Genomic DNA, 21,989 nt, shown 5'->3' with positions numbered 1-21,989 from the left:
TGTCGCGTCATGTCCGAACACACCGCACATCTTCATCTGAATTCACCTGAAGAGACCAGCGCACTGGCTGCCAGCATCGCCCCCCGCCTTGGGCCGGGCGATGTGCTGCTGCTGTCTGGGGATGTCGGCGCGGGCAAGACCCATTTCGCCCGTAGCCTGATTCTGGCTTTGCTGACCAAGCCCGAGGATGTGCCGTCCCCCACCTATACGCTGGTACAGACCTACCCGGGCCGCAACTGCGAGATCTGGCATGCTGATCTTTACCGTCTGACCGATACAGGTGAAGTTGACGAACTGGGGCTGCTTGATGCTTTTTCTCAGGCGATCTGTTTGGTGGAATGGCCCGATCGTCTGGGCGATCAGGCCCCGGCCACCGCCCTGCACCTGCACTTTGACGTGCCTCATGGGGATGATAGACGTGTCCTGACCCTTTCTTGGGACAGCCCTGAATGGGACAGCACGTTAAAGGATATTTGCAATGTCTGACCGCGACGCGGATCTCCGGTCTTTCCTGGACGGAACACCCTGGGCAGATGCCGAACCGTCGTTTCTGGCAGGCGATGCTTCGAACCGCAAATACCTGAGGCTGACCAGGGCCGCCACCGGGGAAACTGCCGTTGTTATGGATGCCCCTCCTGGCAAGGGCGAGGATACCCGGCCTTTCATTCGGGTTGCGCGCTATCTGACAGGTGTAGGCCTGAGCGCGCCAAAGATTCTGGCGGCTGACGAGGGTAGCGGTTTTCTTATTCTCGAAGATCTGAGTGACGCGCTCTTTGCCCGCGTCATACCTGACACGCCAGAGCGCGAAATCCTTCTCTATTCCACCGCAACTGACCTTCTGGCGCAGCTGCATCAGCACGCCCCACCGGCTGAATTGGAGTCTTATTCACCCGAAATGATGGCCGATATGGCAGTGCTTGCATTTGACTGGTACCTGACTGGCGCCACCGGCAAGAACAGCCCGGCCCGGGCAGATTTTCATAGCGCGGTTCGCACCGCGCTGGACTTGCACGCCTCTCAGACCGATGTCCTTATTCAACGGGATTATCACGCCGAAAACCTGCTGTGGCTGCCGGATAGAACCGGCGTCGCCCGCGTGGGTCTTCTGGATTTTCAGGATGCGATGCTGGGCCATCGGGCCTATGATCTGGTGTCACTTCTGCAGGACGCCCGCCGCGATGTGACGCCCCTGATCGAAACCACGATGATCGAACGCTACGTCACATCAACCCGCGCCGACCCCAAGCAATTCGGCACCGCCTATCAATGCCTTGGCGCCCAACGGAACCTGCGCATTCTTGGTGTTTTTGCCCGGCTTTGCATCCGCGATGGCAAGGCCCATTATGTGGATCTGATTCCGCGCGTCTGGGACCATCTGCAACGCGACCTGGATCACCCTGCGCTGGCAGATGTAGCGCGAATTGCCCGCGCTTCTTTGCCTCAACCCACCCCCGAAACCCTGAAAAAACTGAAAGACAAATGCGCGACCGCCCCGACTCCGTGATGCTGTTTGCGGCCGGTTTTGGCACCCGCATGGGCGCGCTGACCGCCGACCAGCCCAAACCGATGATCCGCGTCGCGGGCAAACCGTTGATTGACCACGCGCTTGATCTGGTGACCGCCTTTGGGCCCAAACACATCGTCGCAAATCTGCACTACAAACCCGAGGCCCTGATACATCACCTTCAGGGCACCGGCGTTACCCTTTCCACTGAACAGCCCGACATCCTGGAAACCGGTGGCGGCCTGCGTGCTGCGCTGCCGTTTTTGGGTCAGGGGCCGGTTTTTACCATGAACACCGATGCAGTCTGGCAAGGGCCAAACCCTTTGGACTTGCTGGCCGATCTCTGGGATGCGCGGCAGATGGATGCGCTGCTGCTATGCATCCCCCGAAATCAGGCCCTGGGCCATAGCGGCACCGGAGATTTCGTGATTGATGTGAACAATCTGGCCCGGCGCGGTCCGGGTGCTGTTTATTCCGGGCTGCAAATCATCAAGACCGACCTTCTGCGCGACATTCCGCAACCGGCCTTTTCGCTGAACCTTCTGTGGGACATGATGCTGAAGCACGACCGGCTTTATGCCACAAATTACCCCGGTAAATGGTGCGATGTCGGAAGCCCGCAGGGTATCACCCTTGCCGAAGACATGCTTGAATACCCGGATGTTTGACCCCTCCGATCAACCGCGCGTTTTCGGCCTGCCCCCCGGCGTCGATTTTCCAAAGGCGCTGGTCGATGGTCTGCGGGCCCGACACACCGGCGCCACCCCCGATGCGCTGGCCCGTGTTCAGCTGATCGTCAACACACGGCGTATGGCGCGGCGTATCCGGACGCTGTTTGACACCGGCCCGGCGCTGCTTTTGCCCCGCATCAACCTGATTACCGATCTGGGCGAACATTGGGATCTTGCCCATATCCCCGATCCGGTTCCGCCTCTGCGACGGCGCCTTGAACTGGTGCAACTGGTCTCCACTCTACTGGAACGTCAGCCTGATCTGGCCCCGCGCAGCGCAATCTTTGATCTGGCAGACAGCCTTGCCGGGCTGATGGATGAAATGCATGGCGAAGGTGTCTCGCCTGATGTGATTGACGATCTCGACGTCACCGATCAATCCGGTCATTGGGCGCGGATAAAATCATTTTTGGGCATTGTCAGACACTACTTTGAGGCTGAACAAGACCAGCCCGATGTTGAAACCCGCCAGCGAATGGTGATCGAACATGTCGTCCAGCGCTGGCAGGAAACACCCCCCGATCACCCAATCATTATCGCCGGCTCCACCGGTTCTCGTGGCGCCACGCAGGTGCTGATGCAGGCAGTGGCAAAGCTGCCACAGGGTGCAGTGATCCTGCCCGGGTTCGATTTCGACATGCCGGGCCCCGTCTGGGGGGCTCTGGACGACCCGATGCTGTCCGAGGATCATCCCCAATACCGGTTCCACCGTTTTGCCTCGGCTTTGGGTGTGATCCCTGGGGATATCCCCCGATGGACACCTGAAACTCCCGCCAATCCTGCGCGCAACAGGGTGATCTCGCTGGCCCTGCGGCCGGCGCCTGTCACCGATCAGTGGCTGAAAGACGGCCCGAAATTGCACGATCTCGCCAGCGCAATGCGGGATATCAGCCTGGTCGAGGCACCCAGCACCCGAATCGAGGCGCTGGCCATCGCCATGCGCCTGCGCCGCGCCGCCGAAGACGGCCAGACCGCCGCCCTGATCACACCCGACCGGATGTTGACCCGTCAAGTCACCGCAGCGCTTGATCGCTGGAACATTCTGCCTGATGACAGTGCCGGTGTACCCCTGCACCTATCACCCCCAGGCCGCTTTCTGAGGCACGTGGCCCAGCTGTTTCGTCAGCGCTTGACTGCCGAGGCGCTGCTGACCCTTCTCAAGCACCCGCTGACTCACAGCGGCTGCGATCGCGGCCCGCATCTTCGTCTCACCCGCGAGTTGGAATTGCACTTGCGCCGCCATGGTCCGCCCTATCCCACTGCGGACGACCTGAGACTTTGGGCCGAGACCCAAAAAGACCCTATTGCATCACAATGGGCCAATTGGTTGACGATTTGCTTCACGGATCGCGAAGACCCGTCCGAACGCCAGCTGGCCCAACGCGTCACCGATCACATCGCGCTGGCCGAACGCATCTCCCAAGGTTCTCAGGGCGACGGTACCGGCAAACTCTGGACCGAAGGCGCCGGGCGCGACGCGCAGGCCGCCATCACTGAACTTGCCGGACAAGCCCCCTCCGGTGGCGCGCTGAATGCCATGGATTACAACAGCCTTTTTCACCGCCTTTTGGCCCAGAAAGAGGTACGCGACCCCACAACACCCCATCCCAAAATTCTCATCTGGGGTACGCTCGAGGCGCGCGTTCAGGGTGCCGATTTGCTGATCCTTGCTGGCCTCAACGAAGGCAGCTGGCCCGAGACGCCCAAGCCCGACCCCTGGCTTAATCGCGCGCTGCGTCATCAGGCCGGTCTTTTGCTGCCTGAACGGCGCATCGGCCTTTCAGCACACGACTTCCAGCAGGCCGTCGCCGCGCCCGAGGTCTGGCTGACCCGTTCAATCCGGTCAGACGACGCCGAAACCGTTGTCTCGCGCTGGCTGAACCGGCTGCAAAACCTGCTTTCCGGGCTGCCCGATCAAGGTGGCAAACAAGCGCTGGACGACATGCGGGCCCGCGGCCAAAAAGCCTTGGCGCAGGTCGCCCTGCTTGAGGCCCCCGGATATACCGAACCGGCCACACGCCCCGCGCCTTGCCCGCCCCCAGCAGCAAGACCTGCCCAACTGTCGGTCACCGAAATCAAACGTCTGATCCGCGATCCTTACGCAATCTATGCCAAGCATGTGCTGGGCCTGCGCCCGCTTGACCCGCTGATGAAAGTACCCGATGCGCTGCTGCGTGGCATCGTCCTGCACGAGGTTCTGGAACAATTCATTCGCGAAACCCTGGACGATCCAACCTTGTGCACAAAAGAAGCGCTGATGGAAAAAGCAGTCTCTGTTCTGGCGAAAAACGTACCTTGGGCCGAGGCGCGCGCAATGTGGTTGGCCCGGATGGATCGGGTTGCCGACTGGTTTATCGACACCGAACTGGTCCGCCGCAGTTTGGCAGATCCGGCCCGGTTCGAGGCCCGCGGTGCGGCCGAGCTTTCCGATCTGGGTTTCACCCTCACCGCCACTGCCGACAGGATCGACATCGACGGCGCCGGCAATTTGCATATCTATGACTACAAAACCGGCACGCCGCCCACCAAGGACCAGCAACTTTATTTTGACCGCCAGCTGTTGCTTGAAGCCGCCATCGCAGAAATCGCCGGGTTCGGCGAAATGGCCCCGGCCAAGGTTGAACGAGCTGTTTACATCGGCCTTGCCAGCGGCGGCAAAGAGGTGCACGCGCCCTTGCAAGACGCACCGACCGAAAAGGTCTGGCGCGAATTCCATGACCTGATCGCTGCCTACATGGCCCCCGACAAGGGCTATACCGCCCGCCGCGCCATGCACAGCAAGCGCGACCATGGCGATTATGATCAACTGGCGCGGTTTGGAGAATGGGACATCACCGATGATCCCGTCAAAACGGGGCTTGGCTGATGGCGCGGGATGACGCAACCCAACGCCAGATCGACGCGGCGCAACCCGATCGGTCTACCTGGCTATCGGCCAATGCCGGGTCGGGCAAAACCCGGGTTCTGACCGACCGGGTCGCACGGCTTTTGCTGAACGGCGTCAACCCCCAGCATATTCTGTGCCTGACTTACACCAAGGCTGCCGCCAGCGAAATGCAGAACCGACTGTTCGCGCGTCTGGGCGAATGGGCAATGTTGGCTGATCAGAAATTGACTGACGAATTGCAGCAACTGGGTTTTGATGGCCCGATCAGAGCACAGACTCTGGGCGAGGCACGTCGCCTTTTCGCACAGGCGATCGAGGCACCCGGTGGGCTAAAAATCCAGACAATCCATTCGTTTTGTTCCTCGCTTTTGCGCCGCTTCCCGCTTGAATCCGGCGTCAGCCCTCAATTCACCGAAATGGAAGAGCGCACCGCAGACCTGCTGCGCAACGAGATTGTCGAAGATCTCGCCAGCGGGGCCGACGCCGATCTGCTATATGATGTGGCCCGGCACTTTTCCGGTGAAAGCCTTCAGGATCTGACCGCCGAGATTGTGCGTCACCGAACGGCCTTTGGTGCCCGGCTGGACGATGTCGATTTGTCGGCACTGTTTGGCAAATCCGCCGGTTTGACCTTTGATCAGATTACATCGCAAGTCTTTCTTGGGAACGAGCTTGATATCCTCAAGGCGCTTATTCCGGTGTTGCTGGCAAGTGGAACAAATGATCAAAAGGCTGGCCTGAAACTCTCGCAGATCACTGATCTGGATACCAGCGCCTTACCTGTTCTTGAAAATGTCTTCCTGACGGGCAGCAGTGCAAAATATCCCTTTTCGGCCAAAATAGGCTCTTTTCCGACGAAGGCTTGCCAGAAAAATATCACGGATATTCTACCGCAACTCGAACAATGGATGCAGCGCATAGAAGATACCCGCGAGTCCCGCCTTGCCCTTGGCGCCATGCAGAAAACCCGTGCGCTGCATAAATTTGCCAATGCCTTCCTGCCCGCCTATGACACCGCGAAACAGATCCGCGGTCTGCTGGATTTCGACGATCTGATCCTGCGCGCGCGCAACCTGCTGACCAACGCGGATGTCGCCGCGTGGGTTCTGTTCCGGCTGGACGGCGGCATTGACCACATCCTTGTTGACGAAGCCCAGGATACCAGCCCCGTCCAATGGCAGGTGATCGAACAGCTTGCGCAGGAATTCACCAGCGGTCAGGGCGCCCGTGTCGACGCGCCGCGCACCATCTTTGTGGTCGGGGACAAAAAACAGTCGATCTATTCCTTTCAGGGCGCCGATCCGCGTGAATTCGACCGGATGAAACGGGAATTTGCCCAGCGCCTTCAGGCCACCGGCAATCCGTTGCAGGCGATGGAGATGGAATATTCCTTCCGTTCCTCCCACGCGATTCTGACGCTGGTCGACCATACCTTCGCCAACAGTCAAAATAGTGGTTTTACGCCTGAACAGGGTCACAAAGCGTTTAAATCGGAACTGCCTGGCCGGGTTGATTTATGGCCTGTGATCGAGCCGCCCGAAAAAGAAGACGGCCCCGACTGGCACAATCCCGTTGACCTCAAGGCGGCCAATGATCCGGCGATATTACTGGCCCGCAAGGTCGCCCGTGAGATACGCCGGATGATTGACCGCCAGCAGGCAATTCCAGACGAAAAGGCCCGGTCTGGATTTCGTGCGGTCAGGCCGGGTGATTTCCTGATCCTCGTGCAGCGTCGATCTGACCTGTTTCATGAAATCATCCGCGAATGCAAAGCGCAGGCTTTGCCTATCGCCGGGGCAGACCGACTCAAGGTCGGGGCAGAACTGGCAGTCAAGGATCTGGCAGCGCTTTTGTCTTTCCTTGCCACACCCGAAGATAGCCTGTCTTTGGCAGTCGCGCTCAGATCTCCCCTCTTTGGCTGGTCCGAAGCCGATCTTTACGATCTGGCGCAGGGCCGTACCCAACGCTACCTCTGGGCAGAGCTGCGCGATCAAGCGGCGAATTTCCCTGAAACCATGGAAGTGCTGGACGATCTGCGTAACCAGACCGATTATCTGCGCCCCTATGACCTTATCGAACGCATCCTTACCCGGCATGACGGTCGGCGCAAATTGCTGGCCCGTCTTGGAGCAGAGGCCGAAGATGGTATTGACGCTTTGTTGTCACAGGCCATGGCCTATGAACAGCGCACGGTGGACAGCTTGACCGGCTTTCTTGTCTGGATGGAAACCGACGATCTGGAAATCAAGCGCCAGATGGACAGTGCCGGAAATCGAATTCGCGTCATGACAGTGCATGGCGCCAAGGGGCTGGAGGCCCCTGTTGTCATCCTGCCGGATACGGGCCGTCGGAATCTTGTGATCCGCGATCAGATTGTCATCCGGGATAACACCGCACTTTGGCGCAGCAGCGCTGATAGCGCTCCGTCGCGGATGACCGAAGCGACCGAAGCCGCCAAAACCGCCCAGAAGGCCGAACGCGACCGTCTGCTTTACGTCGCCATGACCCGCGCCGAGAAATGGTTGATCGTCGCGGCTTCCGGCGATCTGGGGAACGCAGGCGATACCTGGTACGAAAAAATTGCCCGAGGCATGGACCAGGCCGGCGCAACGCTCACCGATACGCCAGACGGGCCAGTTATGCGTCTGGAACACGGCATTTGGGCCGAAACAGAGACTATAACAGACTTGACGCCCACCGCTGATGCATTGAATCTGGAACCATTGTTTTATCGCCCTGCACCAGCAATTGAAGCTACCTCATCAACGTTCAGCCCGTCTGATCTGGGCGGAGCCAAGGCGCTGCCGGGTGAACGCGGGCTAGACGAAGAGGCCGCCAAACGCCGGGGGCGACAAATCCACCGCCTTCTGGAATTCCTGCCGCAGGTCAGCACCGACCGCTGGCCACACATCGCCGCCCATCTGCTGGCCAATGGCCCCGACGCCGCCGCCGGCGACGAACTTTCCCTGCTACTGGCCGAGGCCCAAAAGGTTCTGACCAGGCCCTCGCTGGCCTCGCTGTTCCACCCCGATGCCCTGACTGAGGTGTCTGTCACGGCCAATCTTGACGCCCTCGGCGGCCACCGCATCCACGGAACAATCGACCGGTTGCTGATCGACAAGGCCCGCGTTCTGGCAGTTGATTTCAAAACCAACGCCATGGTCCCCGACACGCCGAACGATTGCCCTGATGGGCTGTTGCGGCAGATGGGGGCCTATGCGCACGCCCTGCAAATGATCTATCCGGATCACAAAATCGAAACCGCTCTTTTGTGGACACGGACCGCTACTCTTATGCCTCTGCCACACGATCTTGTGACAGATGCGCTCAGGACCACCCAGATATCTTGACGCGCCGCCCGCCACTACCTAGGTTCAGGTCCGAACCCTGACCCCTCTAGGAGAGTAACAATGGCCACCGTAGCCGTAACCGACGAAACTTTTGATGCCGAAGTGAAAAATTCCGACATCCCCGTAGTGGTTGATTTCTGGGCCGAATGGTGTGGCCCCTGCAAGCAGATCGGCCCCTCACTGGAAGAGCTGTCTGCCGAATACGAAGGCCGGGTCAAAGTGGCCAAGGTTGATGTTGACAGTAACCCCAACTCGGCTGCTGCCATGGGCATCCGCGGCATTCCCGCGCTCTTTATGTTCAAAAACGGTGAGATCGTTTCGAATAAAACCGGTGCCATGCCCAAAGCCGCGCTGCAAAGCTGGATCGAAGAATCGATCTAAACTTTTGGTATCTCCATTCAAAAGGGGCCTCAGGGGCCCCTTTTCTTTTCACTGACGCCTAACCTGCGCCTCTTATTTGCGCCCCAAAAGATCGCGGGCGATACGCTCAAAAATTGCGGTCCCGACCGGAATAAGGTCATCCGGGAAATCATAGTCCGGATTATGGAGGGCCGCGTGACCTTCCCCTGACCCAAGGCACAGCATCGCGGCTTTTGCCCCCCAGCCAAAGACGCCAAAGTCTTCTGAGGCACGCATTGGCAATCCAAGATCACTATTCGGAACATCAATCGCGTTCATCGCTGTAATCGCAATTTGCGTTGCCTCTGCGTCATTGATCGAGGCAGCAAAATCGTCACAGCATTCAAATTCCACGCACAGCCCCGCCTCTTTGGCCAATGATTCCGTAAGGTTGCGCGCGTCCGCTGCAATGTTGGCTTTTACATCATCATTTGAACTGCGCAGTGTCGTATAAATCACCGCTTCACCCGGCGCGATTCCAAAGCTGGGCTCGCCGATAGTCACATGCGTAATCGTGACCAGCCGGAAATCATCGTTCAGCGCGCCACCTGTACCTAAAGCCTCAAGCGCCGGGATCAATCTGCCAACGACGTTAACCGGGGATATGCCATCTTCCGGATCGGCAGCATGTGCGGTCTTGCCCGTAAGCTTGATCTTCAAACCCTCAGAGGCGCAGTTCACCAGCCCCGGGCGCGTTGACACATGCCCAAGCGGACGGCCGGGCTCGTTGTGAATCGCAAAAGCCCAGTCCGGCTTGATCGCTTCAAAAGCAGGGTCCGCAACAACAGCACGTGCACCACTGCCGTCTTCTTCGGCGGGCTGAAACATCAACACCACCCGGCCCTTGGCCACGGGGTTACGCGATATCAACCTGCCCAGTCCCAAAAGCGTCGTCATATGACCGTCGTGACCACACAGATGCCCCTTGCCCGGCACCTCGGATTTCCAGTCAGCGTCAGATATTTCCTGAATCGGCAGCGCATCCAACTCTGCCCGAAAAAGAACGGTCGGGCCAGAAACGCCAGACTCAAACACCGCAGCCACGCCACACCCGCCAAGGCCTGACATTATCCGGGTTGGTCGCAAAGGTCGTAACGCGTTTACGATTGTCTTTGCTGTCTCAACCTCTTCACCCGACAGTTCCGGCTTGCGGTGCAATGCACGGCGGAACTCTGTCAGTTCAACCAGGTCAGAATTTGACAGCATGGGTCCCTCCGGTTTCGAAAGAACAGCTTTTCAAGGCCTTGCGTCCTTTCCGTTCCCCTTCCATATAGTCCTTAACCGAAAGGAAGCCCCATGAGCAACGAATTCCCCGGCTGGCACGGCACCACGATCATCGGCGTCAAAAAAGGCGGCGAGGTGGTGATCGCAGGCGATGGTCAGGTCAGCCTTGGCCAGACCGTGATCAAGGGCACTGCCCGCAAAGTGCGTCGCCTGTCGCCCGGCGGCCACGACATTGTGGCCGGGTTCGCAGGCTCGACCGCCGATGCCTTTACCCTGCTGGAACGGCTTGAAGCCAAGCTTGAGGCGACGCCGGGACAGCTGCAACGTGCCAGCGTTGAGCTGGCCAAAGACTGGCGCACCGACAAGTATCTGCAAAAACTCGAGGCGATGCTGATCGTTTCGGATGGCCGCGAAATCTATGTGATCACCGGCGCGGGCGATGTTCTGGAACCCGAACATGATGTCACCGCCATCGGCTCGGGCGGCAATTACGCCCTCGCCGCGGCACGCGGCATGATGGACAGCGACCGCACCGCCGAACAGATCGCCCGCGACGCCATGGCCATCGCCGCCGACATATGTGTTTATACAAACGGAAATCTGACGGTCGAAAAGATCTGAACCGGCAAAAGAGGGCATGACCCAACCGCGGGTAGGCACCGGTGTTTTTAAAGCGTTTCGATAGAAACCTGAACCACGGGTTTTTTTTCGAAACGCCCGCCCATGGAGAGGCTACGCGCCTTCGCCCCGATTCCGGACGGGATCAACACGAATGGTAGTCAAGGGCCCTTTGCAACCATTTAGGGCAGTAGCCTGCTTTGACTTCAGCGTACGTTTCCGTAGGCTGAAAAACATCACCCTTCTAACGATGCCGGGGTGCCTTAGAATTCGAGAAGTATCAATGAAATTACCGTGGAAACATTCACACTGCATTGTCTGCGGAGTTTCGGGAGGGTTGAGCATTGAGCATATAATACCCGAGAGCTTTGGTGGCGTCCTTACCTGTTGCTTTATTTGTCGCCGATGCAACAGCAGTTTTGGCTCTGGGTTCGAAGCAGGCGCCCGCCTTGCCCCGGAACTTCGGAAGGCAGCTTTTGGACTTAGGAATAGCCTGCCCGAGTTGAACGATAAACTCGAACGTGGTGGAGAATATAAAAGCCTATTTGAAGACCAGATATCCAAGAGAAAGCTGCGAAAAGACGGTCATTTAGGCATCTCAGAACTCAAGGATGGATCCCTGATCGTCCCCGAACCGGATGCTCTAGGACAATTAAAATCGATCATGCAAAAGCGCGGTATTTCAGACTCGGAAATCAAGAACGCATTAACAATGTGGGAGGACGCACCGGCTGGGCATCGCGTCGATTTAGGCGCGGGTGTCATAGTAAAAAAATGGCAAGAACATCCTTCAACCCCTACTTACACTGAACCTTCATTGAGCCCGCTTGTACCCCTAAAGATAGCTTTTGAGTTTGCGGCGTTACTCGTAGGCGGTTTGATTTATGACGATGCGTTTGGATCGCTTCGCGATGTTTTGCGTAAACAGGATCGAAATTTGGCGGATGAGATGGTCACCCACAATCGGGCGAGCAAGCCAGACGCGTTCCATGGCATTGCCTTCGAGGGAAACCACGAAGTTGCGCAGTTTCAGGTACGCTTTTTCGGCCTGTTAGCCTATACAGTTAGGTTCCCAAAGATCGCCATTGATCACCCACCGGCTGTTTACACTCATCGGCTGGATACCGGAGATGACTGGGTGCACCTAGCAGATGGAGCCGATTAGAAACCAGTTGACCACACCAATCAAATGGAAAATCTCGCGTTAAAGTAAACAGCGGAAATATCCGCATACTTGCCATTGATCCCATACAGCGTTCGGAGGTCAAAAAACCGAACTCCTGCAGGTCATTGCTTGCTGTAAAGGATCATGCGGGCTCAGTTTAGTTTCGCAACACCCAGCGGCACATTGTATTGCTCGCACCAGATCCAGACTTCATTCATGCCTGACACATCAACACCTGTGGGCACTTCATAGCTTTGTGCACCGGAATTGCTGAGCAGTTTACCCATAAGAGTTGAACTGTCGAAGCCGTTTTTGCCCAGCGCAACTTTCGGGTCGGGCGCCCCGTCAAACTGGAAATCGGATTGCAACTCGACAAATGTCTTGCCGTTCTTCCTCACCAGTTTCGCGTGCCCGCTGGTGACGTGATTGCTTTGTCCTGTAAATTTCCCGGTTCGTCCTTCACCTCCGGCCAGTGCAGGCCCTGCAATTGCCAGAGCTGCGACAGAAACTGAAGATACAATAAATTGTCTGCGGCTCGTCATCGGTAGTCCCTCCATTTATAAGGCAGTCCTGCACAACTAGGTTTGGAATCCTCCGACGAAACCCGCCTGACAGCTATGTGAACAGACCCCCGGGTTTTGTGTACCCGGTTGCGTTTTTTGGGAATGAGGTTACCTAGCAGGCAACTGACAGCAAAAAGGCTTATCCCGTGACCGACCTGACCCCCCGCGAAATCGTCAGCGAACTCGATCGCTTCATCATCGGCCAGAAGGATGCCAAACGCGCCACCGCCGTGGCCCTGCGCAACCGCTGGCGCCGCAAGCAACTTGCCGACGATCTGCGCGACGAGGTATATCCCAAGAACATCCTGATGATTGGCCCCACCGGCGTTGGCAAAACCGAAATCAGCCGCCGTCTGGCCAAGCTGGCCCGTGCGCCCTTCATCAAGGTTGAGGCAACCAAATTTACCGAAGTCGGCTATGTCGGCCGCGATGTCGAGCAGATCATCCGTGATCTGGTGGATAGTGCCATCCTCCAGACCCGCGAACAGATGCGCGAAGACGTCAAGGCGCGTGCCCATACCGCAGCTCAGGAACGCGTGATCACCGCCATCGCCGGTGAAGACGCCCGTGAAGGCACCCGCGACATGTTCCGCAAAAAACTCAAGGACGGTCTACTGGATGACACCGTGATCGAGATCGACGTCGCCGACACCTCAAATCCCATGGGCATGATGGACATCCCCGGTCAACCCGGCGGCCAGATGGGCATGATGAACCTCGGCGATATTTTCGGCAAAGCCTTTGGCGGGCGTACGGTGCGCAAAAAAGTCACTGTCGCTGACAGCTATGAGTTGCTGATTTCGGAAGAGGCCGACAAACTGCTGGATGACGAGGCTGTAACCCGCGCCGCCATGGACGCGGTGGAACAGAACGGTATCGTATTCCTCGATGAGATCGACAAGGTCTGCGCCCGCTCTGACGCGCGCGGCGCCGATGTCAGCCGCGAGGGCGTGCAGCGCGATCTGCTTCCGCTGATCGAGGGCACAACCGTGTCCACCAAACACGGCCCCGTCAAAACCGATCATATCCTCTTTATCGCCAGCGGCGCGTTTCACATCGCCAAACCGTCTGATCTGCTGCCCGAACTGCAGGGTCGCCTGCCGATCCGCGTTGAATTGCGTGCGCTCACCGAAGAGGACTTTGTGCGCATCCTGACCGAAACCGACAACGCCCTTACACTGCAATACACCGCCCTGATGGGAACCGAGGACGTGACGGTTGATTTCACCGCTGATGGCATCGCGGCGCTGGCCAAGATCGCCGCCGACGTCAACCAGTCGGTCGAGAATATCGGCGCCCGGCGTCTTTATACGGTGATGGAGCGTGTGTTCGAAGAGCTTAGCTTTAACGCCCCCGACCGCGCCGGAAGTTCGGTCACCGTCGACGCCGGGTTTGTCGACGCCAACCTGGGCGAGCTGATGAAATCCGCCGACCTCTCGCGCTACGTGCTCTAGGCCGGGTGAAACCCGACCACCGCAACGCTGCTTTGCTACAGGCTCAAAAGCATGGTCCCGCAACCATCAGGCTATGGGGCTCTCCTTGGGTCCACTGTCAAAGATTGGAAAATTGTTTCGCCCGCCACCTCAAACGTGAAGCGACTTGAGATCGTTTTCCTTGCCAGATGGTTCATAATGCGCAAGCGTCCCGCACCAACCATGAAGAGGATACCTCAATGAGCCAGGCTGATACTCCGGTGGCGGGGGACACATCAAAGGTGCTGTTGGGCGCCTCACTCGTTTGGGTCGCCGTAATCGCCTATGCCTCTTCGAATTCGATCGTGTCTTTGCTGGCCGATATCGGCCGGGAACATCCGGTGATGGGGCGAAATGCCATTACCCTGTGCAATCTGCTGTTTCTGGGCTCGCTGATTTCGCTCGTGCCGATGGTCTTTATGTTCCACAAAGACTGGACACGGGAAAATATCTCGAAGCTGTCGCGTAAGGATTGGGGGATTCTGACGGTTTCCGCTGTGCTTTCCTCTGCAATCACGCCGATTTTGTTTTTTATCGCGCTGGACTACACGACTGTTACGAATGTGGTTCTTATCGGTCGGATCGAACCCCCGTTGTTTTTGCTGGCAACCCTGGTGTTTCTCAAGGAACGGCTTGATCCCTGGGCCTTTGCCGCCGGGCTGATTGCGCTGTGCGGTGCTATTACGATGATCGCCCTGAAAGGTGGCGGGGCCGCGTTTACGCTTGGCAAAGGCGAAATCGCGACGGTGTTTGCCACCCTGTCCTTTATTGCATCAACCCTTGTTTCCCGGGTTGGGCTAAAGGGCATACCGCTGGGAATATTCTCGATCTATCGTACCGTGCTGGGCCTGATCATCTATTATTTTCTGGCGATCTATCTTTACGGCGCCATGCATTTCCAGGATCTGTTTTCGTCGATCGTTCTGAAATGGGTCTGGGTCTATGCGATTATCGTCATCATCATAGGTCAGTTTTCCTGGAACCTCGGGTTGAAATACGCCCGCTCCGGCGATGTATCGCTGGCAACGTCCTTTTCGCCACTGGCTGCGCTGACAATCGCCATGCTCCTGCTGGGCGAAGACCCCGGCCCCGGTCTGATCCCCGGCGGCCTGATCATACTTTGCGCCATAGGCGTCGGGCAATATGGCCGCATTCGCCAGAACCGGGCCGCGGCGGCTTCGGCTGCGTCCGAGCCCGAGGTGATAGAGACTGACGACGCGCTCGAACACGAAGGCCGTATAAACTTCAAAGGCACCTAACCTTACCCGTAGCCCCGTTGCGGGTATAACTGGTATCAAATGCCCACACGGTAAAAAGAAAACAAATGGCGGCTCTGAGCCCGAAGCCGACCTCTAGATCCCATGTACTTTGTCCAAGAAGGTACGGAAATTCACTCAGGCATGCCGCTCAAACGCAAACCCTGAGCAATATGTTCCCAATCTTCCTGTCGACGCCACAAGACGCGGAACCCGCCTAGGGCAGACTCAATGGTATTGGCCTTTGCTTTTGTGCCCGCCAGGCGTTGATCGCGAAGGCGCGCCTCTTTGAATTCTGCCAGTGTGAACCGCGCCTCTTCAAGCATTCCCAAACGGGCCTGGGAACCGGCACGAAATGCCAGCCCAGTCGAGTTCAAAAGCGACGCGCCGTTCAGGGTCTGAACGACTTCCGCATCACGACCCTGAAACGAAAGTAGCTGCCCCAAAATCCACTCGAAGGTTGGCGGTAACGTCGTTCGGCGTTTGGCCACCGCCTCAATTATGTCAGCAGCTTCATCATGTTTTCCCAGCATCAACAAAGCGTATCCGCACCATGACAGGGACTCGATCTCATTTTCTGCCATTGACAACGCGTTTCTTATTTGCGCCTCTGCCGCATCCCAATGGCCCATCACAAGAAGGGCAAATCCAAGATGGTCTTGGATGTGAACATCACGCGGGTCCAGTGCCACAGCCCGGCGCGCATGATAAAGAGCTCTCTCTTTACCGCTCGCATCCAGAGGACCAAACCAATGCTGCACGACATAGCTGTCTGACAAATACATATGCGACCGCGCAAGCCCCTGATCTTTCTTGACAGCTTGCTCCAAGAGCGCCCGTGCTTCCAGATTACCCTCAAGGCTGATCGTGTCACGCAAGCGTTTTCCAAGGATCATCAGCTCATAGGCCTGCAATTCATCGGCAGGCTTATTCGTAGCGTTTTCGGCGACATCATTTTCGATCCGATAGGGAATTGCGCCAACAAGATAGCGCGACACTTCATCCTGAAGGTCGAACAAATCCAGCGATTGGCGGTCTAATCGTTCGGCCCATTTTACCGCACCGCTGGCAACCTCGATCAATTCCACTGACAGACGAAGCCGCTCGCCCAACCAACGCACGCTTCCCGTCAACAAATAGTCCGAGCCTGTTTCTACCGCCTTCGCAAGGTTCTCTTGGTGGGTATCCGCATCCGAATTCGATTTGCGAGATACTACCGTAAGCGTAGAGAACTTTGAAAGTTGGGTGATAACGTCCTCGGCTAGGCCCTCTGAAAAATACTGATGATCCGGCATATCGCTGAGCGGCTTGAACGGTAATACCAAGACCGTCGGGACACTTGCCGCAATCGGCATCGTGGCCTTCGCGTCCGCGGTTCTTAACAGCTTGGCCTTCAAGGCTACCAGATCCGGCCCGATGTCGATGCCCAGTTCGTTACGCAAGAGTCGTTCAAATTCTTCAAACCTAATTTGCACGCGGCTGCGTTCGCCACGGGCCGCGTGCGCCTTCAGGCATAATGCCATACCTGCTTCTTCGAATTGATCCAGGGCCAAGATCCGCTCGGCGGCCAGCAGCGCCCGATGCGCATTGCCCGTATTCAAGGCTGCGCTGCCGGCATCAAACAAAATATCCCTCACCGCGCGCGCATATGACGCCCGTTTCGCAACCAGCCATTCTTCAAACGGCGGTTCATTGACCGATATTCCATCGAGAAAGGCGCCCCCGAATGTCGAAACACTCTCGCCCGGTTCAATCGTCGCGTAACTAAGGGCGTTAATATCCAGTGCGACCAGATTTCGATCCAGTGCCAGCATCCCGCCGCTCGACAGGATTACTTCTTCCCCAATAATAGTCCGGATAACCGACAGGGCCTGCCGCAGATTTGTCCGGGCCTGCGCCTCGGGACTTCGGCTCCAAAGCGTTGCGGCCGCCTGTTCCCGGCGCAAGCCGCCCTTCGCGGCGTCGGCGATCATTGCAAGAAGGGCCAGACTTTTTTGTGTGGGCAGTCGGAGAACGTGACATTCGATGTCGGTGATCAGCGGCGGACCCAACAAGCGCACAATGTATTTCTTGTTACTTTGCAAGCAATAGCACCCAATCCGGTGCACTTTGTTGAAACTGCCGTCCGATTTTACGAATTCGGAACGCCGCATATCACACCGTTAGAACGCAGCATCACCAAGATGAGAGACAAGCACAACGAAAACTTGAAAGGAACTCTGGGATGACCCGCAATATCGCACAAACGAAACTGACGGAATTGGACCTGATGATCATCCGCGCTGGTGGGCGAACTCAAGCGGAGTTCGAGACCATGGTCAAAAGTGGTTTTGGATTTGAAGCTCGCTGCAAGTCTTGCGCAGTCTTGGCCGACATCGCGTACCGTCTTTTCGTGAAACTCGAAGCTGGTGCAAACCGTGGCCGAGAGGCTTCGCATCTCCGGCTGGCCGCCAGGAATGGGTTCGATTCCCTATAGTTCCTAGATCGATTGAAGTATTTGACGTGTTGGTCGGGCGGTTCACTGGTCGACGAATTGCCAACATGCGAACAACGACGGGTTTGTCCCGCAAAGCCGTCATAAAGATGAATTTTGATCTCCTTGAGGTTCAAAACGTACGAAACGTACACGTGATTGTGAAACCCCCCCCTCTGAAGCGTACGAAATCCACGTACGTTCCGTACGTTTCGTACGCTCACCTGCTCGCAAGAATCCCTCTTTCCTTCCCCCGATTTTCGGGTGACAGAGGGGTATGAACACCCTCGTCTTTCTCCGTGAAAATATCCCATGGCTATCGGCCGGGGTGCTGCTGACCTTCCTAAGCTCTTTTGGACAAACGTTTTTTATCTCAATCTTTGCCGGTGAAATCCGAACCGAATTTGGTCTCAGTCACGGGGAATGGGGCGGCATTTACACCCTCGGTACCACTGCATCGGCCATTCTGATGGTCTGGTCGGGTGCCCTTACCGACCGTTTTCGCGCCCGCGCGCTGGGTGCAATTGTTCTTATATTTCTGACACTTGCCTGCTTTTTCATGGCCGCCAACCATGCCGTTTGGCTACTGCCCTTTGTCATTTTTTCCCTGCGTTTCACCGGCCAGGGCATGACCAGCCACATCGCCATGGTTGCCATGTCCCGCTGGTTCATCGCTACAAGGGGCAAGGCATTGTCCGTCGCGACGCTGGGATTTGCGGTCGGCGAAGCCGCCTTACCTCTTGTTTTTGTTGCGTTAATGCTGATCTACGACTGGCGGTCATTATGGATGTTGGCGGGTATCGTTGCCCTGTTGGGCATTCCCCTCCTGCTGCTTTTGCTACGACAGGAACGTACCCCGCATATGATGGCGTCCTTGGATCAGGCCCTTGGCATGCAGGCGCAACATTGGACGCGAAATCAGACACTTAGACATTTTCTGTTCTGGTTCATGGTGCCTGCCCTGCTGGGCCCCGGCGCCTTTAACACCGCGTTTTTCTTCCATCAGGTTCACTTCGCCGAGGTCAAGGCCATGACTCACGTCGAACTGGTCGCCATGTTCCCCTTTTACACTGCCGTCAGCATCGGTGCGATGGTCCTGTCCGGCTGGGCGCTGGACAAGCTAGGCACCGCCCGCCTGATCCCCTATTTTCAGGTACCTATGGTTGCGGCGTTTTTCATTTTTGCTTTTGCAAACAGTAATTTAACTATGTTGTTGGGATTCTTTTTCCTGGGCCTGACCACCGGTGCAAACAGCACATTACCCAATGCATTCTGGGCCGAATTCTACGGCACCCGAAACCTTGGATCTATCAAGGCGATGGCTGCGGCAGTGATGGTTTTCGGCTCGGCCATCGGGCCGGGAATCACCGGTCTGGGTATCGATCTTGGGCTTGGTATTGAGGCTCAGTATCTTATCATTGCCGGCTATTTCATAATCACCTCGGTCATGATGCGCATCGGTATCGCCCGCGCCAGACCCCTGTTAGCGATGGCGACGTAGATAAACATAGTAGGCTCCGCCACCCCCGTGTTTCAGATGCGCCTCTGACACCTGTAAAACAAGGGGCGCAAGCGGTTGCTGCGATAGCCAGCGTGGCACATTATGGCGCAAAATACCGCGCCGGACCGGGATCGGGCCAGCCTCATCTCGGTCCTTACCCTTGCCGGTAATCACCAGAACCAAACGCTTACCGTCAGCATGGGCCCGCAAAATGAACCCGGTCAATGCCGGGTGTGCCCGGTCAAGCGTCATTCCGTGCAAATCAATTTTGGCTTCGGGCACCAGCTTGCCACGCTTCAAACGCGCAAACGCTTTTTTATCCATTTTCACCGGCGCGGCCGCAATACGCTCGGGTAATCCCGGCAAGACATCATGGCCTGGCGCCTTAATGCCAGCCTTGTGGCCTAGGTCAAAACGCTCAATCCGCGGCATCGGTTTTTTGTGTGGGCGCGGTTTGGGCAAAGGTAAGTCTGATGCGGGCCTGTCTGGGTGCAGCGACTCGGCGGTCCTGGCCACCTTTTGCCACAGCTCAATCTCGTCCGGTCTTAACTTACGGCGAGTCACTCTTGTTGCTCCGACAACATCGCATAGGCGCGCTGGATTGGCAGCAACACAACCAACCGCCCAGAATCGCGCAGCTTGCCCGCCTCACGCCCAGCCTGATCACCCGTACCGAAAAATATATCTGCGCGCTGCGGTCCCTTGATGGCCGATCCGGTATCCTGCGCGATCATCAAACGGCGCATCGGGGCCTCGCCACCTTTTTCAATCCACACAGGTGCGCCCAATGGAACGAATGCGGGATCGACCGCGATACTGCGCAACGGCGTGACTGACCGGTTCATCGCCCCAAATGGCCCGGCCTCAGCCGGTATTCTGTCGAGCCGACGAAAGAAAACATAGGACGGATTATGAAACAGAAGCTCTCGCCCGGCCACCGGGTTACGTCGCACCCAGTTTTTGATCACCTGCGCCGACACCTGATGAACCTTATAGATTCCACGCCTTACCAGTTCCACGCCGATCGAACGGTATTCATGGCCGTTCGAGCCACCATAGCCGACCCGGATGGTTTCTCCGTTGGTCAGTCGAATTCGGCCCGAGCCTTGAATTTGAAGAAAAAACAACTCGACCGGGTCGTCGACCCAGGCAATTTCAAGGCCCCGACCACTCATGAAATCACCTGTCTCAATTTCGCGTCGTGTCAACCAGGGGTTCGAAGCTTTGGCAACTTGCGGCTCGCGGTAGACAGGATAGCGATACCGCAAATCAGGGCGCAGGGCGCCTTTCAGCTCGGGTTCGAAATAGCCGGTGAACAGGGCAGGCTTTTCATTTTCGATCACGACCGGACGGAAGAACAGCTCAAAAAAAGCCTTGGCGTCCGGCATATTCTGGGCAAGTGCACATAGCGCCCGCCAATCGGGGTCGTCCAGATCACTGCAGGTGTTCAGGAATACGTGCAGGGCGTCGCTGTGGTTGTCTGCATTCCACCCCTTAAGATCCTTGAACTCAAGAAGCTTGTGGCTTACGTCCGCATTGGCTGGGCCGCAGATTGCAGACAGCCATAGACACGCCGCAACCCACAGCGCGCGCGTCATTCGCCCGTTGCGACAAGCCGCCAGTTGGGATCGTCCGACCCCATGATCCGCTCGAACGTCCAAATGTCCTTTTGACGTTTTGGTTGTCCGGGCGTTCCTTCGACGATCTCGCCTTCTTTGTTGCGCACCACGGATGTCAGCTCTCCGACAAATTTCACCGTAATCTCAGATCTGTTGTCTGACGGATCAAACCTGGCATCCATCAGGGTTGTCTCACGCACACCGGCAAATTCAGCTTCAATGCTAAGCCCTTGCTCCTGACGCGCATCCACAACTTGTGCGAATGTTTCGTAAACATCTTCCGACAGAAACGGTGTGATCTCGTCCAGCTTGCCGCGTTCAAACGCCATCAGGATCATTTCATAGGCACCGCGTGCGCCGCCCAGAAAATCTGTCACGCCAAAAGATGGCTCAATACGCTTCATTTCGGCTAGGGCGCCTGCAGCGTCGGTATCTTCAGCGATATGATCCGTGATGTCTCGATCCGGGCCGCCTTCGATCACTTCAAAGTCCTGGCGCCGGTTTGTTGTCGGGCCGGTTTTTGGTTTTGGTGGCGCTTCAAAACCATCCCGTGTCCCCAAAACGCTTTTAAGACGCAGAATCAGGAAAATAGCGATGCCTGCCAGCACCAGAAGCTGTAAAATGGGCGAATTCATAGGCACCTCTTGTCACACGGGGCATGGTAACGTTTGTCACTCGCACTTATGTAGGTGACTGGCGCAGTCAAGTCCACCATGCGCCGGTAAATCAAAGGAGTTCGGCATATGTGGCTGTTTCTCGCATTTCTGGCAGTACCGCTGATAGAAATTGCACTGTTTATCCAGGTTGGAGGTGCAATTGGTCTCTGGCCGACTTTGGGAATTGTCATTCTCACCGCAATCCTTGGCACATGGCTGGTGCGCAATCAGGGAGCATTGGCGATACAGGGCTTGCGACGCTCGTTTTCCCAACTTGAAGATCCGTCCGAACCGCTGGCCCATGGTGCGATGATTCTTGTAGCCGGCGCGCTTTTGCTTACGCCGGGTTTTTTTACTGACGCGCTTGGCTTTGCCTTGCTTACACCGCCCTTTCGCCGGGCTGCCTTCAACTACTTGCGTAAACGCGTCAATGTTCAGCGGTTTGAAATGGGCCCTGACAATCGGCCACGCCCAGCCCGGGAAGATGTCATCGAGGGCGAGTTCCACGAAGTCGACCCTGTAAAACGCCCAACACACGGCGATTCGGGGTGGACTAGGCATTGAGGCAACT

The 21,989-nt window shown here is 57.0% G+C and carries 19 protein-coding genes and 1 pseudogene; 14 read left to right on the top strand and 6 right to left on the bottom strand.

The window, feature by feature from the left end:
* Positions 1-9: 9 nt before the first annotated feature.
* From tsaE to trxA, 6 genes are read left to right on the top strand one after another with little or no spacing between them, the layout of a single operon-like run.
* The gene (tsaE, locus tag PEL8287_RS10920) at positions 10-486 is read left to right on the top strand and encodes a tRNA (adenosine(37)-N6)-threonylcarbamoyltransferase complex ATPase subunit type 1 TsaE (protein WP_085892439.1); all 477 of its coding nucleotides are present in this window, start codon (positions 10-12) and stop codon (positions 484-486) included.
* The gene (locus PEL8287_RS10915) at positions 479-1,504 is read left to right on the top strand and encodes an aminoglycoside phosphotransferase family protein (RefSeq protein ID WP_085892438.1); all 1,026 of its coding nucleotides are present in this window, start codon (positions 479-481) and stop codon (positions 1,502-1,504) included. The genes tsaE and PEL8287_RS10915 overlap by 8 nt, the downstream gene beginning before the upstream one ends.
* Positions 1,480-2,172: a nucleotidyltransferase family protein gene (locus PEL8287_RS10910; protein ID WP_085892437.1), complete on the top strand. Its 693-nt coding sequence runs from the start codon at positions 1,480-1,482 to the stop codon at positions 2,170-2,172. The genes PEL8287_RS10915 and PEL8287_RS10910 overlap by 25 nt, the downstream gene beginning before the upstream one ends.
* A complete protein-coding gene (gene addB / locus PEL8287_RS10905) occupies positions 2,165-5,101 on the top strand; it encodes a double-strand break repair protein AddB (protein ID WP_085892436.1) in 2,937 nt (978 codons plus the stop codon). Before PEL8287_RS10910 ends, addB begins: the two co-directional genes overlap by 8 nt.
* Entirely contained in the window at positions 5,101-8,472 is a 3,372-nt protein-coding gene (addA, locus tag PEL8287_RS10900; protein ID WP_235862281.1) for a double-strand break repair helicase AddA, read from the top strand. The genes addB and addA overlap by 1 nt, the downstream gene beginning before the upstream one ends.
* Positions 8,473-8,532: 60 nt before the next feature.
* Positions 8,533-8,853, top strand: a complete 321-nt coding sequence (trxA, locus tag PEL8287_RS10895; RefSeq protein ID WP_085892434.1) for a thioredoxin — start codon at positions 8,533-8,535, stop codon at positions 8,851-8,853.
* Positions 8,854-8,925: 72 nt separating this feature from the next.
* Here trxA and PEL8287_RS10890 read toward each other — a convergent pair whose 3' ends face one another.
* The gene (locus PEL8287_RS10890; protein WP_085892433.1) at positions 8,926-10,077 is read right to left on the bottom strand and encodes an amidohydrolase; all 1,152 of its coding nucleotides are present in this window, start codon (positions 10,075-10,077) and stop codon (positions 8,926-8,928) included.
* A gap of 90 nt (positions 10,078-10,167) precedes the next feature.
* On the opposite strand from PEL8287_RS10890, the gene hslV reads away from it, so the two are divergent.
* The 3 genes and pseudogenes from hslV (at position 10,168) to PEL8287_RS10880 (ending at position 11,878) form a co-directional block, all read left to right on the top strand.
* Positions 10,168-10,716, top strand: a complete 549-nt coding sequence (gene hslV, locus PEL8287_RS10885) for an ATP-dependent protease subunit HslV (protein ID WP_085892432.1) — start codon at positions 10,168-10,170, stop codon at positions 10,714-10,716.
* Between the two features lie 151 nt (positions 10,717-10,867).
* A pseudogene (locus tag PEL8287_RS20545) lies at positions 10,868-11,137 on the top strand (HNH endonuclease); the annotation flags it as partial.
* A 78-nt stretch (positions 11,138-11,215) separates the two neighbouring features.
* Positions 11,216-11,878, top strand: coding sequence for a hypothetical protein (locus PEL8287_RS10880; RefSeq protein ID WP_235862280.1), 663 nt, complete (start codon positions 11,216-11,218; stop codon positions 11,876-11,878).
* Between the two features lie 152 nt (positions 11,879-12,030).
* Here PEL8287_RS10880 and PEL8287_RS10875 read toward each other — a convergent pair whose 3' ends face one another.
* Positions 12,031-12,435 carry a DM13 domain-containing protein gene (locus PEL8287_RS10875; protein ID WP_235862279.1) on the bottom strand — a complete coding sequence of 135 codons (405 nt, stop codon included), beginning with the start codon at positions 12,433-12,435 and terminating at the stop codon, positions 12,031-12,033.
* Positions 12,436-12,587: 152 nt separating this feature from the next.
* Here PEL8287_RS10875 and hslU point away from each other — a divergent pair, with 152 nt between their 5' ends.
* The gene (gene hslU / locus PEL8287_RS10870) at positions 12,588-13,895 is read left to right on the top strand and encodes an ATP-dependent protease ATPase subunit HslU (RefSeq protein WP_085892429.1); all 1,308 of its coding nucleotides are present in this window, start codon (positions 12,588-12,590) and stop codon (positions 13,893-13,895) included.
* A gap of 218 nt (positions 13,896-14,113) precedes the next feature.
* Complete coding sequence (locus tag PEL8287_RS10865; protein WP_085892636.1) at positions 14,114-15,172, top strand: DMT family transporter; 1,059 nt, start codon at positions 14,114-14,116, stop codon at positions 15,170-15,172.
* Positions 15,173-15,303: 131 nt separating this feature from the next.
* Here PEL8287_RS10865 and PEL8287_RS10860 read toward each other — a convergent pair whose 3' ends face one another.
* Complete coding sequence (locus PEL8287_RS10860) at positions 15,304-17,229, bottom strand: BTAD domain-containing putative transcriptional regulator (protein ID WP_176228617.1); 1,926 nt, start codon at positions 17,227-17,229, stop codon at positions 15,304-15,306.
* Between the two features lie 164 nt (positions 17,230-17,393).
* On the opposite strand from PEL8287_RS10860, the gene PEL8287_RS10855 reads away from it, so the two are divergent.
* Both PEL8287_RS10855 and PEL8287_RS10850 read left to right on the top strand, forming a co-directional pair.
* The gene (locus tag PEL8287_RS10855) at positions 17,394-17,645 is read left to right on the top strand and encodes a hypothetical protein (protein WP_085892427.1); all 252 of its coding nucleotides are present in this window, start codon (positions 17,394-17,396) and stop codon (positions 17,643-17,645) included.
* A 274-nt stretch (positions 17,646-17,919) separates the two neighbouring features.
* Positions 17,920-19,143, top strand: a complete 1,224-nt coding sequence (locus PEL8287_RS10850; RefSeq protein WP_085892426.1) for an MFS transporter — start codon at positions 17,920-17,922, stop codon at positions 19,141-19,143.
* On the opposite strand, the gene PEL8287_RS10845 is transcribed toward PEL8287_RS10850, so the two are convergent.
* Genes PEL8287_RS10845 through PEL8287_RS10835 form a run of 3 tightly spaced genes read right to left on the bottom strand, consistent with a single transcriptional unit; the run spans position 19,126 to position 21,397 of the window.
* Entirely contained in the window at positions 19,126-19,707 is a 582-nt protein-coding gene (locus PEL8287_RS10845) for a Smr/MutS family protein (RefSeq protein WP_085892425.1), read from the bottom strand. The two genes, PEL8287_RS10850 and PEL8287_RS10845, sit on opposite strands and share 18 nt — an antisense overlap.
* Complete coding sequence (mltA, locus tag PEL8287_RS10840; protein ID WP_085892424.1) at positions 19,704-20,741, bottom strand: murein transglycosylase A; 1,038 nt, start codon at positions 20,739-20,741, stop codon at positions 19,704-19,706. The genes PEL8287_RS10845 and mltA overlap by 4 nt, the downstream gene beginning before the upstream one ends.
* Positions 20,738-21,397: a Tim44/TimA family putative adaptor protein gene (locus PEL8287_RS10835; RefSeq protein ID WP_085892423.1), complete on the bottom strand. Its 660-nt coding sequence runs from the start codon at positions 21,395-21,397 to the stop codon at positions 20,738-20,740. Before PEL8287_RS10835 ends, mltA begins: the two co-directional genes overlap by 4 nt.
* 108 nt (positions 21,398-21,505) lie before the next feature.
* Between PEL8287_RS10835 and PEL8287_RS10830 the strand changes: the two genes are divergently transcribed.
* Complete coding sequence (locus PEL8287_RS10830) at positions 21,506-21,982, top strand: FxsA family protein (protein WP_085892422.1); 477 nt, start codon at positions 21,506-21,508, stop codon at positions 21,980-21,982.
* Positions 21,983-21,989 lie beyond the last annotated feature (7 nt).

The sequence above is a fragment of the Roseovarius litorisediminis genome, assembly GCF_900172295.1.
Lineage (GTDB): Bacteria > Pseudomonadota > Alphaproteobacteria > Rhodobacterales > Rhodobacteraceae > Roseovarius > Roseovarius litorisediminis.
This window is presented reverse-complemented; position numbering and strand designations above follow the sequence as displayed.

What these genes read in the sequence shown, in the direction of transcription:
- tsaE (WP_085892439.1), top strand. Translation starts at nt 10, where the DNA reads ATGTCCGAACACACCGCACATCTTCATCTGAATTCACCTGAAGAGACC.
- PEL8287_RS10915 (WP_085892438.1), top strand. Translation starts at nt 479, where the DNA reads ATGTCTGACCGCGACGCGGATCTCCGGTCTTTCCTGGACGGAACACCC.
- PEL8287_RS10910 (WP_085892437.1), top strand. Translation starts at nt 1,480, where the DNA reads ATGCGCGACCGCCCCGACTCCGTGATGCTGTTTGCGGCCGGTTTTGGC.
- addB (WP_085892436.1), top strand. Translation starts at nt 2,165, where the DNA reads ATGTTTGACCCCTCCGATCAACCGCGCGTTTTCGGCCTGCCCCCCGGC.
- addA (WP_235862281.1), top strand. Translation starts at nt 5,101, where the DNA reads ATGGCGCGGGATGACGCAACCCAACGCCAGATCGACGCGGCGCAACCC.
- trxA (WP_085892434.1), top strand. Translation starts at nt 8,533, where the DNA reads ATGGCCACCGTAGCCGTAACCGACGAAACTTTTGATGCCGAAGTGAAA.
- PEL8287_RS10890 (WP_085892433.1), bottom strand. Translation starts at nt 10,077, where the DNA reads ATGCTGTCAAATTCTGACCTGGTTGAACTGACAGAGTTCCGCCGTGCA.
- hslV (WP_085892432.1), top strand. Translation starts at nt 10,168, where the DNA reads ATGAGCAACGAATTCCCCGGCTGGCACGGCACCACGATCATCGGCGTC.
- PEL8287_RS10875 (WP_235862279.1), bottom strand. Translation starts at nt 12,435, where the DNA reads ATGGAGGGACTACCGATGACGAGCCGCAGACAATTTATTGTATCTTCA.
- PEL8287_RS10865 (WP_085892636.1), top strand. Translation starts at nt 14,114, where the DNA reads ATGAGCCAGGCTGATACTCCGGTGGCGGGGGACACATCAAAGGTGCTG.
- PEL8287_RS10855 (WP_085892427.1), top strand. Translation starts at nt 17,394, where the DNA reads ATGACCCGCAATATCGCACAAACGAAACTGACGGAATTGGACCTGATG.
- PEL8287_RS10850 (WP_085892426.1), top strand. Translation starts at nt 17,920, where the DNA reads ATGAACACCCTCGTCTTTCTCCGTGAAAATATCCCATGGCTATCGGCC.
- mltA (WP_085892424.1), bottom strand. Translation starts at nt 20,741, where the DNA reads ATGACGCGCGCGCTGTGGGTTGCGGCGTGTCTATGGCTGTCTGCAATC.
- PEL8287_RS10835 (WP_085892423.1), bottom strand. Translation starts at nt 21,397, where the DNA reads ATGAATTCGCCCATTTTACAGCTTCTGGTGCTGGCAGGCATCGCTATT.
- PEL8287_RS10830 (WP_085892422.1), top strand. Translation starts at nt 21,506, where the DNA reads ATGTGGCTGTTTCTCGCATTTCTGGCAGTACCGCTGATAGAAATTGCA.